Below are 15,998 nucleotides of genomic sequence, written 5' to 3' on the forward strand. Positions count from 1 at the left end.
GCAATTAGATGAAAACTCATATTACTTCCGCTTTCCTCTTCAGCGCTTATTTTAATAAACACGCCAAAGAACATTTAGACTGAGCTATTTTGTTTACCAAAGCAAACGGCGAACAAGGGAAAAAGTGTAGCTCTAGGCACGCCTCGGCACGCTTCAGCGGCTGTAATGGTCAAAAATCAAACCGGGTCAGCGTCGACTCGATTCAGGTTGCCTGTCAATCCGGCGTCCCGACGCGACGGAAACCACCGCTCCAAAAAATTCGCCCGCGCAAGTTTCGAGCCGGACTCGGGAAGCTATCGCGTTCCAGCGGCTATTGACCTAAGTCAGTCACTCCCGTCCACGTTAATCCATTGGCCGGTAGTTGCATCCACTACGACTTTCCAAAACTTAAAGGGCTGCAGAATTGCAGCCCGTTTTTTGTCATTTCGAAAAAAACCACTCCGATCCAAATTTTTTGTCGTGACGTTTAATGATATTTAGTCCAGCTTGAGTCGGGATTAAAGGTCGTCATCTTAGCGGCAATCGATGCGGTGTTCCTGCCCAGGTCTTTTTCGTAAACTACGCCATTCTGATTAACGATGAAACTCATAATGCCCGAAGCACGATAACGTGCCGGATAGGCAATTAGTCCGAAGCCGCCGAGCATCTTGCCTTTCACAAGGTAGTCGTATGCTCCACCGGGAGCATCCTTGCCCTGCTTGGTGAGGATCTTATAGTAGTAGCCGTGATAAGGGGTAAGTGTCCCGGAGGGCATGCGTTTGTAGCCCTCGCTCGCCGCGGTCGCGAGGAGCGGCCCGAGCGGACTCTGTTGTTCGTCCACCGTCGTCTCCCAATAGAGTCCATCGCGCTTGCCCGGTGTACTCACGAGCTTGGCTGCATATTGCGGAATGCCGGCGCTATGCAGATTTTGCGCCACGTAATCGTGCTCGGCATCGACGATCGCAAGGCAAACCTGAACCGCAGCTAATTCGTTGCGGCCGATGCGGCGGTTCAGTATCTCTTGTTTGCCCTGTTGTGCATCGAAATGCCAACTGTCGCCGGATTTAACCAGCGGAATCGGCATCGGCCATTCGTCTTTGCCGACTACGAGCACCGCTTTCGCATTGCCCTGAAGCTCGATCTTGTTGACAACGCCATAGGCACCCAAAAACCTATCGCGATTTTGCTGATCCTGCACCGGATCGCCGGAGTCAATGAGCTTGCCGCTGTGTGGGCCCAAGATCGCACGCAATGCCGACTCATCGCCCGCTTTCATGGCGTCGACCAATGCGGACACGGCCTCCTCGGGCGAGGCGAAGCTCTTTTGCGAAACGCCTGCGGCCATTACCAGGGGCGCCGTAGCAAGGAGTACCAATGCGCAGATCAAGCCGCGCAGCGCTGTCCGCAGGTAAAGCATACACGACTCCACTATCCTGAATTTGCTTGCCATAACTTTTTCAACGTTGTTCATATGTTAAAGGTTTTGTGAGATCAATTAGATGTCGCTAATGACGATTTCCTTCGTTGCCGCTCGAGGAGTTGCCGGCCGGCTGAGGCGCCTTTTTGGTAGCGGAGGATTTTGCTGGCGAAGTACTACTCGAAGAGTGCGCCGGCGTAGCGCTGGTCTTTGGTGCTGCTGCCGCTTGGTAGCTTTTGCGACCACGCGCGCTTTGGTTACGTACTTCCGCTCCTTGGCCTACGCCGTCAAACGCGGTGGGCTGTGGTTGTACAGTTGGTGCGGCAGGTCGCCGCGGACTGTTGCTCGCCTCCAGTCGACCGGCAGGGGGCGTTACGCTCGGGTGGCTGGACGCCACGCCCGTAGGCGCCTTCGTGCCCGTACTGCCGCCAGTAGCCCGAGAACTGTTAGCCTGTTCTTCTGGCCGGTTTCGGGACTCGCGGCTCACATTCGGGCGAGCGCCTTCGACAATGTGCTGCTGACCTGTCGCCTGACGCTGAGACGAAACTTGAGGCGAAGGCGGAGCATAGCCGCGGAAATCACGCCGCGTCTCGGGCGCTGCGCTCACGCGCCTGTATTGTTCACGCAATGCGACGGTCCGATAGGGAACGCCGCGGCGGTGATCTGGATCATGTCCCCAAGCAACTCTATTGTTCGTGACGTTCACATGCTGGTAGATGGCTCTCTCACGGTTCACATACGCGTTGTAGTTAAAGTAAAAGTTGTTGACCTGTACGACATTTACATGGCGGGCGTGCCAGTCGAATTCGCCGAAGAAGAAGTGCGCAGCGATCGCGACTCCGGCACCAAAAAAGAAACCCACCGTGATTCCAGGGCGCACGTGATATCCGGGCCAGGGTCCCCAATAGACCGGCGGATAAGCCGGCCACCACCAGGTGCCGTAAATCACCGTCGGGTTGTAGTACGGCACATAGATGATTTCCGGATTCGCGGGCGCTACCACGATCGTCTGCCCCTGCGTCTCCACGCGAATTTGATCGGTGGACCTTAGATTACCTGCGGCATATGCCCGTTGTCGCAGATTCTGAACTGTGTCCATGACCTGCGGCTGCTGGGATAGGAAAGCGTCACCCAGCCTTTCGGTCCAATCCAGCTTGTCGTCCATCATCTGGATGATCTGCGGGAATGCGACGAGCGATTTGACGCTCGGATCCCAGTTATTTTGCGCAACCGCGTTCACGGCCCGGTCGCCCCTCAGGTTGGGGTTTGCCTTGGACCAGCGCGCGGCCTCAACGACTTCAAGCGGATAAGTCGCCGCCATCAAGATCTGCGATAACAGCGCATCGGGGTAGAGCGCGATCGGCGCTAGCATCTGATCGAGTTCTTCCTGCGAAAACACGGGTTGAGCCGATTCCGGCGTCGGGGGCGCGGAGTTTCCCTCCAGGGGCTCGGGAGTCTGCGCGAATGTAACCGATGCTGAAAGCAGCAACATCAGCCACCAAGCAAAAAGTTGTTTAACACATGCTTTCATTACTGTGCTTTGGCATTTATCCGTGGCCAGATTCCTTACGATTTTCGGAGGCGCATTGCGCATAGGGCATCCTTAGAATGGCTCGATTACGTAGTTGTTGCGATTATACGGCTTTCCTGGATATCGCCGCTCATAAAATAATACGGGAGCCACATGGTTGACCGTTCCTGACCAGTCAAAGACAGGTCAAAGTATTGTAACCAAGAATTCAATGACCGCTTTTGGCGGCGGTTCAGCGGACCGACGCAATGCCTTCTAATCCTGCCAGATGAGGAGGTAGGCGTATGGCGGGAATCGCACACGACCGGGGGTCGTTACTCTGCAATCAACTCCGCCGGCGCAGCGGATTCCACATCCTAGACAGGAAAAAACGCTGCGGATGCATCGCTGTGCTTTTCTCACCCGGTTTGCGCCGGAATTCGCTTAAGAAGTCCCAGATGAGCTGACTTGCGTCCGGCCCCTGCGAGTCGTTGAATGGGTGACGCTCGTCGCCGCCGCTCCACGCGTGGCCCAGACCTTCAATGATGATCTTGCGTAGCACGATTCGTCCGTCCCGCGCATAGTCTCGAAGCTGATACGCGCGATGGGAACTTGCGACGCGACGCTCGGCAGTTTCGATCAGCGGCTGCGGAGCCATGCGATCGTATTCCGCCAACCTCCGATTCTGTTCGATGATCCGCTCGGCATTGAGTGGATTGACTGTTTCATCGCGATCGCCGTGAATCACCAGCGTGGGAACGAAAGCAGCGGCAAGTCGCGATGTCGGCGTGGTCGGACGCGCTGTCTCCTGCGCAGAACTCGAGGAGCCCGTACGCATGGCCGCTACCGCTGCCGATGGCGATGACGCTGCTCGATACATTAATCCCGAATGGACGGCGCAGGCCGCGAACAAGGTGCCGTAACAGTTGGCGAGCACGCTGGCCATGGCACCTCCGGCCGACATCCCGGCGATGTAGACCCGCGTGCGATCGACCGGGTAACGCTTCATTACTTTGCACACGATCTTGGCGATCATCTCAGCTTCTCCGGATCCCCTCAAGACTGCGGGGTCGAACCAGTTCCAGCAACCGAATGAATTCGCATGATGGCTTTGCTCCGGATACAGGACAATGAATCCATGGCGATCCGCGAGCTGATTCATGCGCGTGCCCGCCGCAAAGACCAGCGCGTTCTGCTTGCAGCCATGGAGCATCACGAGGAGGGGAAGGACATTAGGGCTCGAGACGGCTGCAGGCAGGTACAGACGATAGGCACGTACGGAGTGCAGCAGGTGCGACGCCAACGTTAGGGGTGGGGTGTGAAATCGGCCCTCTTTCCGACGAGCCCGGCGCAAAAGGGGAAAATTCAGCCGATCTCCCAGGTAGGCTCGCGCATCCGTTGTCCAGCGCTTGATGAAACGCCGCATAATTTTTTATAAATCAGTTCCTTTAGAAAATAAAGTGAGTGATCGGAAATTCAATTCGCCCGTCGTCGGCGTTCTGTGCCGATGCAACCCTGCAGCGATGGCTATTGGAACCGCGTCTGCCCGGTTGGGTTCAATCGGAGTTGCTGCCGCTCTGCCCTCGGCAATACAGTTGGGGCTTTTATGCGAAACGTTTAATACCGGAGGCGTAATTATTGTCGCTTCAAAAATAATCCATTTCCGACTGCAAGTGTTTGCTGTGCGTTAAGGCCCATAGCTCAGTTTGGGACGCCAATCGGTACCCCGTCCTTCCGGCGTGTAATCCAGAAGATTCCACAAAGGCCAAATTAGATCGACGTGGCGGGGATCCTGCCCCGGTTCTCTTGGAACAAACATCAGTTCGGTACTGTAAGAGTGATAAATCTTGCCGTTTCTCCGGACGAACACATTCAGAACCGGCCATTGTGATCCGTCAGGGCCTTCACCGCGGTAGTCGCGGTTGTATCTGTTGCCGGCCGAGGAAAGCAGCCGAAGGTTGCGCCAGCCGCGCTCGCGCGCGTGTTCACGGATACGCTGAATCGGGGATTTCGCAACGACGACGAAGTTGATGCGTTGCGCAGCGTGCGGCGCAGTTCCATTCATGCTGTCGAGAATGGATGTGCAACTCGGGCAGGCCTTCACCATTTTGGGCCCGTACATAAGGCTGTAGACGACGAGGCTCCTGTTCGCGGGCGGCAAGAGCTCAGACAACTTCACGCGCCGCACCATCTGCATGTCCTCCAGTTCCGCGGCGCCTTCCTCGAACTCGTAGTCCTCCGACACCAATCCGCCCAGAGGCAGTCGCCGACGCATTGCTGCGACTTCCTCCAGTCGCTTGTGCAGTTCCATTTCGGCCTTGAGGAGTTTGTTCCGCGTCGCTCGATACTCCTTAGTCTCGCCGGGAAAACGTTCGGAATGTAATGAAGCTGATGCGGACTTCCGCGCAGGTTTTTTCTTCGATTTCTTGGCCATCGATATCCGCCTCCTTTGTCGGACGCAGTAATGCTAAGTAACCTATCTCGGGAGTAAAACTTAAATCGATACAAAAATAATTCGCATCTGGCGTCTGGCGTTTTATTTCATATTTTCTTTTTGCTGTGAGGATTCGGTCTGGCTTGACCACCCTCGTTGATGCATGCAAGCGTCGAAATACTGTTTACGCTGAGCTTTGGCCTGCAGATAGGCTTGCATGTATGGATAGGAACTGCCATAACCCATTTGCGCAGGATAAGGCGCGAGGCTCGCGGCATAGGTATCGCAATCCTGGCGATCGGTAATCAATCGCGCCTGAGCATCCTGCCCCGAGAGTGTTTGGTTAGTCCATACTTCCTGTGGCTGGGGGCTGGCAGCACAGGCAGTCAGGAAGAAGAAAATTAAATATAGAATTCTAAGGTATCGGAGCCGCATATATTCACAAGAAAGCCAAATGCCGGGACGGTATTTCATTTGCTCAAATAATAATTCGTCCCTTAACACCGAGTGTAGTGAATACGGATGCATTTTTCAATTGGCGTTCGATATGACAGCCTCCTTAAAAGATAAAACTGGGCTGCACCCGGTTCGGTGGACACCACCTTAAGCTAATTTGACCCGTTTCTCGAACTCCATCGGACTGAGATAGCCCAGTGTCGAGTGACGACTATTGACTACCCTGGTAGGAGTAATGTAGCAGTTGCTTCGGCGCGCCGCGCCGCCAGATCGCCATCAGGAGCGCATCGGTGACGAGCGGCGCGGTCTTCTGCTCGCTCATCGACCAACCCACGGCACGGCGCGAGTAAAGATCGAGCACCACCGCCACATCGAGCCAACCCTCGGCGGTCCAGATGTAGGTGAAATCGGCCACCCACTTCTGGTTCGACGCCGGCGCCTCGAACTGCCGGGCAAGCACGTTTTGGGCAATCACATTCTCAGGACGTTGCCCGATACCCTGGGGCACCTTCTCCGCCGTGGTCGCCCACGCAGCGTAGCCCGGCGCATCAAACGTTCGACCCGGTGCATACCGCAACCTAAGCTTCAAGCTTGTAGATCCCGCCACACACGCGCCATAGGTACAGTCGCTCTGCGCAAAACTCGTCCGAATATGCCACGTGAGCCGCGTGTCCGTGCGAACCCGTGCACTCGGTGGGCGTTTGAGCCACTCATAGAACCCGCCGCGCGAAACATCGAGCGTCTCGCACATCCACCGCAGCGGCCAGATCCCTCGATTCTTCGCCATAAAGCCAAACTTCATGTCGACTCTTTCGCGAAGAAGGCCGCGGCTTTTTTTAGAATGTCGCGTTCGGCCTTGACTTTGGCATTCTCTCGCCGCAGCCGCTCAAGCTCCGCCTGCTCAAGTTTCATCTGACCTGGTCCCGGAAACGCCTGTCCCGGATCAGCCGAGAATTCCTTGACCCAACGACGCAAGATGCCTTCACCAACATCCAGATCGCGCGCCACTTGCTTCAACCCCACCCCGCGCTTCTTAACTAGCTTCACTGCGTCAAGCTTGAACTCCCGATTTTATTTCCGTCTGACCACCGCACATCTCCCAGAACATCATTACACCTTAACCCAGTGTCCGGGAAGCCGGCTGCAGCCTAACTAAAGATTAAATGCGCATTCATGGCTATGCGTGCCAAAGGTGAACAAATTAATACTAATCACGCGTCGTATACAATAATCTAGAGTATGCCCGTCGCAGGTTAGCATCTTGAGATTGATATCTGCGGATATGGGTGACTTGACGGCTCAAACGCAGGGTTCATTATGGCGAAGTACCGTGTTGTTATAAAAGGCATCCGAGAAGGCACGGATCATGAGAATCTGCTTATTGAGTTTGCTGACCTATTTAAAAGAGATGCTCAAGCGCTTCGTCCGGTCTTAACGGCAAAGTACTTTGTCGTTTGGAGGTCGCTTGAGAAAACTTTGGCTGCAGATTTTCAGCTGGTATTAGAAGGCATGGGTTTCGTCTGCGAAATTGAAGCGGAGCAGTCCCCCGAGCTAGATGGTTTCCCCGCACAAAGAAGCCAAGGGATCGAGGGTCCAACGTCCTCGCCGTCTTCGACCAGCAATGTTTCCGGTCCAAGATTCTGTCCTCAGTGTGGGACTTCTGTTACGGACAGACAAAAATTCTGCGCGGAATGTGGAATGAATCTTGCGCGTGACAATCTTAAAATAGTTTAGCACGAGGATTAATCACAATCTGTTACGACAAACTCACAAGACATTTGGTGGTCTCGATTCTCTATTTCCACGAAAATAGTCAGCCCGCTTTTTGGCATTTTCCTCGCGCAGGAACAACCTCTAATGCATGGTAACGGATCAGCGACGGGACCGCAGTTACTCCAGTAATGACCACGGCAACGAGCGATTTAACGCCCAAGCCGCGATTTTAATTCGTGCTGTTCGCTTTAGTTCGGAATTTTGGGATCGCGGGGGGACGGTTTGCGCGACGATCATTTTGGAAGGCGATGCTAACAAGGTCGATGTTGGATCAGCGAGGGGTCGATAAAATCACCATGCTCGCAACTCTCTAGGCTTTTTGCCTACCGATGGTCAACGACGCGAATCGGCAAGTTACATAGCTCAATCGACCTGCCTGATATTTTGTACCAAGCTGATACAAGTTCACTAAAACAAATTCAACTGTGCGGGTGGGATTGGCGAGATGCCTTGGCGAATGTCCGTTTTTGGCCTACTGTGTTGAAAAACTTGAAATCGCAGTGACGCCAAACTTCGATCGGAAATCGGTGCAATCCGGAATGCCAAGCAATTCCCGCTCGTAGAGACAGTACAAGGCCCTAGGGTGCGACATCAGCGATTGCTTGTGGTTCCCCCACGTCGACGCGGACTGCGCGCCAAAAAAAGTTTAGAATTTTTGGACCTCGGTAGAAATCGAGTTTTTCAACAGAATGGACCCACTTCAGTCATTCAACCATCGCCCCTCGGCGTGCGAAGTCCGCGAGTCGATTCCGCGAACTAGACTTGGCCCCGGAGCCCGCCGCCACCCTTCATTCCGTTCCTGAAATCGCCTCCGTGCAGCGCAGCGTACCCTGTGCCCTTGACCGACTTCGCCCGGCGAGTGCATGATTTGGCGTAACGTCTCCTGCGCCGCGCCCTAAAAGCGCCCGACTGGGACGGTCAAATGTGGGTCAGCAATCTTGAAGGCGCGTGACCGCGTAAAAAGAGTACTGATCAGGCATCATTACGAGAGTTCAGCAACGGGCCGCACCGGTAATGGACCAACTGGTTTTCTTATTGCTTCGTTAACGGGAGGGGGCCATGCGATTCGGATCCTTCTTCGCTTCTGTTATTGCAATTTTCCTTATTCTTGCGTCAGATCCGATCGTTAGAGCGGAAACCAGTGCATCAGACAATCCGAACATAGCCGAAACCGCCGGAGTCAACAGCGCCGCGAACGTTGCCGGCATGAAGGCAGCGGACGCGGACATGGCGGGCATCTTGTCCGAGGGAGCCAAGCTCGTCGAGGACCATAAGGCGCTGGATAAGGAATTCGAGGAACACCTCGAGCTCAATAAGAAAATACGGGCCGACACCGACGAAATAGACAGATGGATGGCCAAGTGGAACGAGCAAACAAAGGAGTTTAATACCCGCTGCAACCGTGATTTCTACAATTGGCAGGATGCCGAGTACGCCCAATGCAAGGCAGAATATGAGCGGGACATGCCATTGTGGAATCAGAAGGAAGCCGAGAAGCGGCAGCTCTTGCAACGAGAGCAATTGTGGAGGACCGAGGACGAGCGCCTGATTCGCGAGAAACGCGCGCTTTACGCCCGCCAAGTAGCTTGGCAGCAAAAGGCCAAGAACTTGCCGCCATCCGTACGAGCCAGCCCCGAGATGTCGGCTAAAATGACTGAGTGCTTCACTAAACAGAGAGGCGAACTGGAGGCCATGGTCAATTCATTCCAGACCTGCTGGGACGGAGTACGCAAGGCAGGGCTGCTCGCGATCAAGCAAGGAAAGCGGTCCTTCGACGCTCCGGCCAACCCGGTGACGGGCGACCAGCACCTACCGGAGTCCAGAGACCAGTACGACGCCGAGCAGATGGCACATGTGGAAAAATACAAGGGCACCGACAACCCGGTGGCAACCCCGCTTACGCCCGAGCAGTGAGCGCTGCCTCGCGCTCGCCCGGCCTGCTTGCTGCGCTTTCGCTTTTGGTCGCGTGGACTGTACGATATTTTGTTACAAGTACATAAAAGTCAGTAACCAATTGGTGTGCGATTGGAGTTGAGTGCTGCGCGGGTGAACATCCACTTCTGCCCGAAAGTGACCATGGCTCAACGTCTGCCTTCGATCTATCCTGTTGAAAAAGTCCCAACGCCCAATTTTCGATTGATTCCAGAGGTCCTCTACTATCATCCAAGTGACGATCGTCGATTGTGACGCGATGTGAGAGGTCGATTTTTAGCGATGAGCGCCGTTGGATTTGGAAACCGACTTTTTCAACACAATAGGCCGAAAGGTTCTTTGGTTCACGTCAAGGATTTTGTAAGGCGCGCAGGATCGAATTCGGTGTCGCAGGTGTACATCGACCAAGCGGACATTGCCGCTGACAGCGCGACCATTGCGCCTCAACCAGCATATTTATCCAGTTAGCCGAGCCTGACCCCGTTGATTCGCTATTTCCCAGCAGCCGTTGGCGGCGCGAATCCCGGCGGCACCTTGAGCCACGGCAAGCCCTTCACCGCAAAGTCATAGCCCACGTCGTAGAGCTGGCGCATGTACTCGTTGTCAAACTCTTCCTTGTGGGGAAAGTTAAAAGTGGATGGGATGTACGTCAGGTTGAAATCCACACCGTCGCGCTGGGCGGTGGCGTAGATGCGGTAAAGATCGCCAATGCCCTGGGAGTAAATCAGTGAGGCGACCGCGCGCCCGGCAATGCTCATCGTTCTGCGCTCGACATTCGCCCAATCCGGGTCCAGCTTGGCGTTGCGTATCACGTAGAGCCTGCGCTCGCGGGTTACGCCGACGGCCGCCGCCTCTTCATTAATACGGATCCCGGGCGGGTAAGCGAACACCTGCGCCATGACGCCGCCGTCCACGTGCATTTCCTGGTAGCGCTTGCCGTCGACTTCGACCTCGATCATCGTCGGTGGAAATGCCCCCGGAATGGAGGCGGACGCGATCATGATACTCACGAAAAGATCGAGCGCCTTAGGACCGCCGTAGGTTGCGATTTTCCCCATGTCCCAGATGATAGGGCGGCGCGCATCGAGGTCGGCGGTGGCGACCAACAGCAACCGGCCCTTTGCGTACTCCGCTGCGATCGCCTTCAGCAGGTCCTCATTCACGTATTTGCGCGTTAATTTCCATAGCGGCGCGTTGTCCGCCATCGCGTCGCTGAAGAACCCTTCAAGGAGGCCGCGCTGCTCGAGTACGTCTTTCGGCGAAATCGTGGTGTAGACTTCCTTCAGCGTCGCGTCGTACTTCGGCCCGAGAAAAGCGAACGGCGCGATCAGCGCGCCGGTGCTGATGCCGGTAACGAGCTTGAATTCGGGGCGCGTTCCCGTAGCCGTCCAGCCATTCAGCAATCCCGCGGTATACGCGCCATTGTCACCTCCGCCCGAGATCGCCACGAAAACCGCGGGAGGCAGAGGACCCTTGTGTCCCTGCTTCGCGAGGTACTCCTGTTCCCGCCGCAATGCCTCAAGCGCGACTCGGGTGAGCTCGGTCATGTCCCCGCCCGCGACGAAACGGACCCCGGGCATGCCCGGAATTTCTGCTTTGGCGGTCAATGCGGGAGGCACTGCGTCCAGCCGCGTCGGTGCCGAGGCGCAACCCTGCGCCGTCACTAACACGGCCGTAATCAGCAACCTTCCATACATGTCAAAATTTTGCATCGTTTTATCCCCAAGTAGAAAAGCGGCAGGTACAAGCAGGAAGCGGTGGTCCGTACAAAACTACCGAGGTTTGCAAGTAACGTGACAACACTATAGCGCCCCTCGCTTGAAGGTCGGCGGATGAAAATCATCCGCGCACCGCGCAATCGTCACTTAACTCCTACCGCAACCACCATTTCGCAAGGACCGACAAATCCGTCGGCCCCTTCGAATTTCTTCAGCTCCTGTTCGATCTCTTCCCATACAGACGGACGTTCAGCTTCGGGTACGCCCGAGAGCATTTGATGAAGGGCTCCAAACGACTCCCGCTCGAATCGAACACACTCCGCGGCGGAGGGGAGACACAATGGCGATGGCACCAGACGAACCTGGATATCGCGAAAGCCTGCCTTTGCAAATGCAGTCTCAAGAACGCCCGGGGCGCCCAGACTGAATGGACCGGGTTGACCCGGGAGCGGCGGCGGCAACTGTGCGCGTCGCCGGATGATCGAAACGGGAACTGAGAAGAACCGGTTGTTCTCGGGCGTCGAGTAGGTGATCGCACCCACCCTGCCGCCGCGCTTGAGTGCACGCCTCATTCCCGTGAGTGCTTTGTTCTGGTCTGGAAAGTAGATTAAACCGACGCGCGACACAACCGCGTCGAACGAGTTATCGGGCAATTCCAGGTTTTCGCCGTCCATCACTCGGGTCTTGATGTTCTTCAGCCCCGCCTTGAGCGCAGCCGTCTGGGCAAACTCGAGGATTTTGGACGAAATATCCGTTGCCAGGACCGAACCCGTCGGACCCACGCGCTGCGCGATCCCGATGGTCTGCTCGCCAGCGCCTGCGGCAACATCGAGGATATTTTGACCAGGCCCAATAGTTGCCATATCCAGCATCAGCTGCGTTGCCTTGCCCAACCATTCGTGCAGCGTTGGCCCCCAATGATCCCATGCTTCAGCCGCAACCTCCCACTGATCACGCGTAGTGGCCTTGTATTTGATCGGATCAAAAGCAGGAGTATTAGCAGACATGACAAACCGCCTCCAAGTAGCCACAAGGAGAAACATCGCAGTCTCTACATCTGGGGAAACCTACAAGCAAACTGTGCGTTCCTACTTAATTTGGTGGTTCACTACTCTCAAGCGCAGCCCAAATTATCATCTTCCAATACCCAAATCCGGATGACGTTTTAATGTCCGGATAATCACCCAAATTGTCCCCCAACAGTGACTGGTTTTCCTCCGACAGCGCAATGTCCAATAACACCAAGCGGTCGTGCGCGCGTCATTATGGCACTTTCGATGTACGTCGTGAACCGACGAAGCATATGTCTGCCTCCGGTCTATTCTGTTGAAAAACTCGATTTCTGCTGACGGTTCAAAAATTCTAACCTTCGTACGGCGCGCGCTGATGTCACACCCTAGGTAGGGCCTCGTGCTACCTCTACGAGCGGGAATTGCATTGCATTTTGGATTGCACCGATTTCCGATCGAAGTCTGGCGTCACTACGATTTCGAGTTTTTCAACAGAATAGATCCAAAGCACACACTCGACTGCTATGAATGTCCCGTTGTCCTCAGCCAACATGACCTTGATTGGCGTGGTCCATTCGTCACGTCGGCCTCCCTAAGAGAAATCCCTGAGCGCAACTCACCCCAAGCACTTTCAAGACTTCAAGATCCTCCGATGACTCGATGCCCTCCGCAATGGCTTCGGCGCCTAGCGCCTCCGTGACCTTTAACAGTCGCCGAAAGAGTCGCCTGCGCGAAGGGTCTTTGCCGATCCCAACCACACAGCCCTTGTCGATTTTCACGATATCCGGCTGCAGAATCAGCAGGCTCTCCAGAGAGCTGCGCCCAAACCCAACATCGTCGATCGCGATCCTGACGCCTGCCTCTTTCAACGCACCAACCACCTCGGCAAGGTACGAGGGTTCGCCAAGGATCTGCTGCTCACTCAGCTCAATGCAGTAGGCTCCCTGGTGGCCCTGAGCCCCAATCGCTTCGAGCAGAGATGCAACAGGAATGTTGAGGAGCGTGGTCGGAAAGAGATTCAGATGACAGCGAGCCTCAGGAGGCAAGCCCTCTGCGGCGGCAAGGCAGGTCTTAAAGCACTGGTGGTCGACCGATGTTAGCAGGTTGGCCTGAAGGGCGATCGGGAAGAACTCCTCTGGCATCTCAAAGGCTTTGATCTTCAGGCGGCTAAGCAACTCATAGCCGACCAGCTTCATCTCATCGAGCTGAAAGATCGGCTGCCTGACCGCGCGAAGCCCATCGCCGCGGCGCAGCGTCGCGAGGCACTCGGCCAGCGCCTCGCGGCCTTGGATGTTCTTGGCATCGCCTGTGCCTTCGTCAGAAGAGACTTGGTCTTTTCCCGCCCGCTTGCTCCGCTGAAGCGCCGCCCCGGCTTGGGACAAAACCTCATCGAGCGCGGCGGTGCCTAACGGCACCTTGGCCAGACCAAGGCTCGCCGTGACCTGGATGCTCGTCGTGGGAGAGCGCAGGAGCGTCGTTCCAGACACCTTTAGGCGCACTTTTTCAGCGATCAGCAACATTTCGGCCTCACGAATCCCGGGCATCAGGACCAGAAACTCATCCCCCCCGATTCGGCCTGCACGGTCTGTCACTCGCACCGAGGCTTTCAGCGTCCGCGCGATATCGACAAGGGCCATATCCCCGAACGCCATGCCCAATGTGTCATTGATCTCTTTGAAATTATCCAGATCGATGAGCAGGGCAAACAGCGAAGCTCCATCTCGCCGAGCCCGCTGAATCTCCTGGGAGAGGGCCTGCTGCAGCCCACGCCGATTCAGCATACCGGTCAGGGGATCGGTCAGAGCCAATTGCGACAACTCAACCGCGTGCCTCTTTAGCAGCTCCTCCACCCGCTTACGTTCCACCGCGTAGCGCAGGGAGCGCGCGAGCAAGTCCGTATCGAAACGCCCTTTGACCAAAAAATCTTCCACGCCTAGCTGCACCGCCGATATCGCGGTCTCGTTATCATCAAGACCAATCAGCACAATGATCGGGATTTGGGGCGCTTTGGCCAATGTTGCTTTGACGGTTTCTAGACCGTGGCTGTCCGGGAGCGAAAGGTCCAACAAAATGAGTTCAATTCCGCCTTGGGCAAGCCGCGCCAGGCCCGCAGATAGCCGTTCGGTGTGCTCCAGGTCGTAGGTATCCCCACTCGCCGAAGCCAGTTTTTCCCGGATCAAGGCGGCGCTGTCCTCGTCGCCTTCTATGAGTAAGATTCGCACCCTGGCAACCTATAATCTCTCGGGGCCGGGATCTCAGAGATCCTCGCCCAGTAGAATTCGAAGTTCTTGATAATATCTTTCATCGCATCGAAATCCAGCAGCTTGCAGATATATGAGCAGGGCCCACGGCCGTGGAATTTCACAATAGCCTCGTCTCGATAACGTTCAGTCATCATTACTGCAGGGAGATCCCTGAGCGCGGACGTCTCCCTCAGTTACCTCCGCACCAGTTCAAGCTCAGCCCTCGGCTACGGGAGGCGATCCCGATACGTCCTCATAGTTTGCGCACCCTGAAACGCTTTGTCCACTGAGTGTGCGAATTCATCGATTTCCATAACCTCAGACACGGACAGGACACGCGAGCCGCCCAGATTAGGGCAAATCTCGACTAGCCTAATCGTGCTCAACAAATTGAATGTCAATGTACGGACATTCCCGTCGACTGTTTATCCGGATTCTAAGTACGAGCCCTGATTGGAGACCAACTTAACCGCAAAAAATGGGCAACGTTTTTTGTCCATTTTTTGTGCCAGAATTAGAATTAGGACATAATTTCGCTGTATGTATCCGCAGTCCCTCTGTTACGACGTGTGAGGACGTGGCGGCACGGAGGGCGAAAGAGCGAGCAGCAAACTAGAGCAGCTTAGCGGGCACCAGGAGCAAATACATGCAAATGCGCAACCCAAAGGACCGGCGCAGAAGGACTGAGCGGGGCGTAACCGGGTATGACCGCCGCAAGGGCGAACGCCGGCGCAAGTCGCCGGACGGTCCCATAACGTTTGCACCCGTGGCACCGACGGAGTACGCGAAACTGCAAGCGGACGAGCTGGACTTTACTAATCCCAAACGACGGGGCAATACATAAGTAAAGCGAGCCAAGTTTGATTGCTGTTATTGCCTGGCACGGTGGGGGATACTGCGTGCACAAACAAAAAGCGTGATTGAAAAAAACAAGGAACGCATGGAGCGGCAGCTGGAGAATCAACAACTACGCCAACAGATTTAGCCCGACCGGCGCTAGGATGAGGGCGGATGTGTTTCACCGCCCTAGCCTCTTCGATCTTGGCCCAAGCGCGATCATCGCAGGCAAGGTTGGCGAACCCGGGATGATCTTGTCGAGACTGCCGATGGCAAGACCGTTTCAGTCAACGAATTCAAATTCAACTTTCGCCCGAACCCGCCGGCAAACCGTGGTTCGTATAGGCGAGATTAACGAAGATCACAATCCATAAAGGACATTACGGTTGGCCGCTTGTGGAGTGGGCTTTTACTACTTGGTAGTACGACCTCGGCCATTTGTTTCCGGTCGTCTCACTCATGCTGTCCCTATCATCATTTGGTCACGTCCCGCAGCCTTTGCGCCGTATAGCGCTTGATCTGCTCTTCGTAAAAGGTCGAGCGGACTGGTTTCGTGCTGCAGATAGCACGCAGTGCCGGCAGAGGCCGTAATTCTCCCAAGTGACTGCCCATTATATTTGAGGTCGGTTTCGCGGATTGCCTGAAGCACTTCTTGGGCACGTTCAAGCGTGGTCGAAAGCGGTGTTTCC

The 15,998-nt window shown here is 55.4% G+C and carries 12 protein-coding genes and 1 pseudogene; 3 read left to right on the forward strand and 10 right to left on the reverse strand.

The window, feature by feature from the left end:
• Positions 1–466: 466 nt before the first annotated feature.
• From VLV32_10195 to VLV32_10220, 6 genes and pseudogenes are all read right to left on the reverse strand, one after another.
• Positions 467–1,396, reverse strand: coding sequence for a DUF2950 domain-containing protein (locus tag VLV32_10195; protein ID HUL42256.1), 930 nt, complete (start codon positions 1,394–1,396; stop codon positions 467–469).
• 88 nt (positions 1,397–1,484) lie between these two features.
• Positions 1,485–2,927 carry a DUF3300 domain-containing protein gene (locus tag VLV32_10200; GenBank protein ID HUL42257.1) on the reverse strand — a complete coding sequence of 481 codons (1,443 nt, stop codon included), beginning with the start codon at positions 2,925–2,927 and terminating at the stop codon, positions 1,485–1,487.
• A gap of 325 nt (positions 2,928–3,252) precedes the next feature.
• A complete protein-coding gene (locus tag VLV32_10205; protein ID HUL42258.1) occupies positions 3,253–4,332 on the reverse strand; it encodes a PHB depolymerase family esterase in 1,080 nt (359 codons plus the stop codon).
• A 261-nt stretch (positions 4,333–4,593) separates the two neighbouring features.
• The gene (locus VLV32_10210; GenBank protein HUL42259.1) at positions 4,594–5,340 is read right to left on the reverse strand and encodes a DUF899 family protein; all 747 of its coding nucleotides are present in this window, start codon (positions 5,338–5,340) and stop codon (positions 4,594–4,596) included.
• A 102-nt stretch (positions 5,341–5,442) separates the two neighbouring features.
• Positions 5,443–5,814 (reverse strand): hypothetical protein, encoded by a 372-nt coding sequence (locus VLV32_10215; protein HUL42260.1) that lies wholly within the window; start codon positions 5,812–5,814, stop codon positions 5,443–5,445.
• Positions 5,815–6,010: 196 nt separating this feature from the next.
• A pseudogene (locus tag VLV32_10220) lies at positions 6,011–6,843 on the reverse strand (IS3 family transposase).
• A gap of 270 nt (positions 6,844–7,113) precedes the next feature.
• On the opposite strand from VLV32_10220, the gene VLV32_10225 reads away from it, so the two are divergent.
• The gene (locus tag VLV32_10225; GenBank protein ID HUL42261.1) at positions 7,114–7,530 is read left to right on the forward strand and encodes a zinc ribbon domain-containing protein; all 417 of its coding nucleotides are present in this window, start codon (positions 7,114–7,116) and stop codon (positions 7,528–7,530) included.
• A gap of 1,098 nt (positions 7,531–8,628) precedes the next feature.
• On the forward strand, positions 8,629–9,483 hold the full coding sequence (locus VLV32_10230) for a hypothetical protein (protein ID HUL42262.1): 855 nt from the start codon (positions 8,629–8,631) through the stop codon (positions 9,481–9,483).
• A gap of 509 nt (positions 9,484–9,992) precedes the next feature.
• On the opposite strand, the gene VLV32_10235 is transcribed toward VLV32_10230, so the two are convergent.
• The 3 genes from VLV32_10235 to VLV32_10245 form a co-directional block, all read right to left on the reverse strand.
• Positions 9,993–11,213 (reverse strand): patatin-like phospholipase family protein, encoded by a 1,221-nt coding sequence (locus VLV32_10235; GenBank protein HUL42263.1) that lies wholly within the window; start codon positions 11,211–11,213, stop codon positions 9,993–9,995.
• 149 nt (positions 11,214–11,362) lie between these two features.
• The gene (locus tag VLV32_10240; GenBank protein ID HUL42264.1) at positions 11,363–12,226 is read right to left on the reverse strand and encodes a class I SAM-dependent methyltransferase; all 864 of its coding nucleotides are present in this window, start codon (positions 12,224–12,226) and stop codon (positions 11,363–11,365) included.
• A gap of 581 nt (positions 12,227–12,807) precedes the next feature.
• Positions 12,808–14,451: an EAL domain-containing protein gene (locus VLV32_10245; protein HUL42265.1), complete on the reverse strand. Its 1,644-nt coding sequence runs from the start codon at positions 14,449–14,451 to the stop codon at positions 12,808–12,810.
• Positions 14,452–15,118: 667 nt separating this feature from the next.
• Between VLV32_10245 and VLV32_10250 the strand changes: the two genes are divergently transcribed.
• Positions 15,119–15,316: a hypothetical protein gene (locus VLV32_10250; protein ID HUL42266.1), complete on the forward strand. Its 198-nt coding sequence runs from the start codon at positions 15,119–15,121 to the stop codon at positions 15,314–15,316.
• 450 nt (positions 15,317–15,766) lie between these two features.
• Here VLV32_10250 and VLV32_10255 read toward each other — a convergent pair.
• Positions 15,767–15,998 (reverse strand): diguanylate cyclase (locus tag VLV32_10255; protein HUL42267.1); only part of this gene is annotated, 232 nt, incomplete at its 5' end.

Source organism: Burkholderiales bacterium (genome assembly GCA_035518095.1).
Classification (GTDB): Bacteria; Pseudomonadota; Gammaproteobacteria; order Burkholderiales; family JAHFRG01; genus JAHFRG01.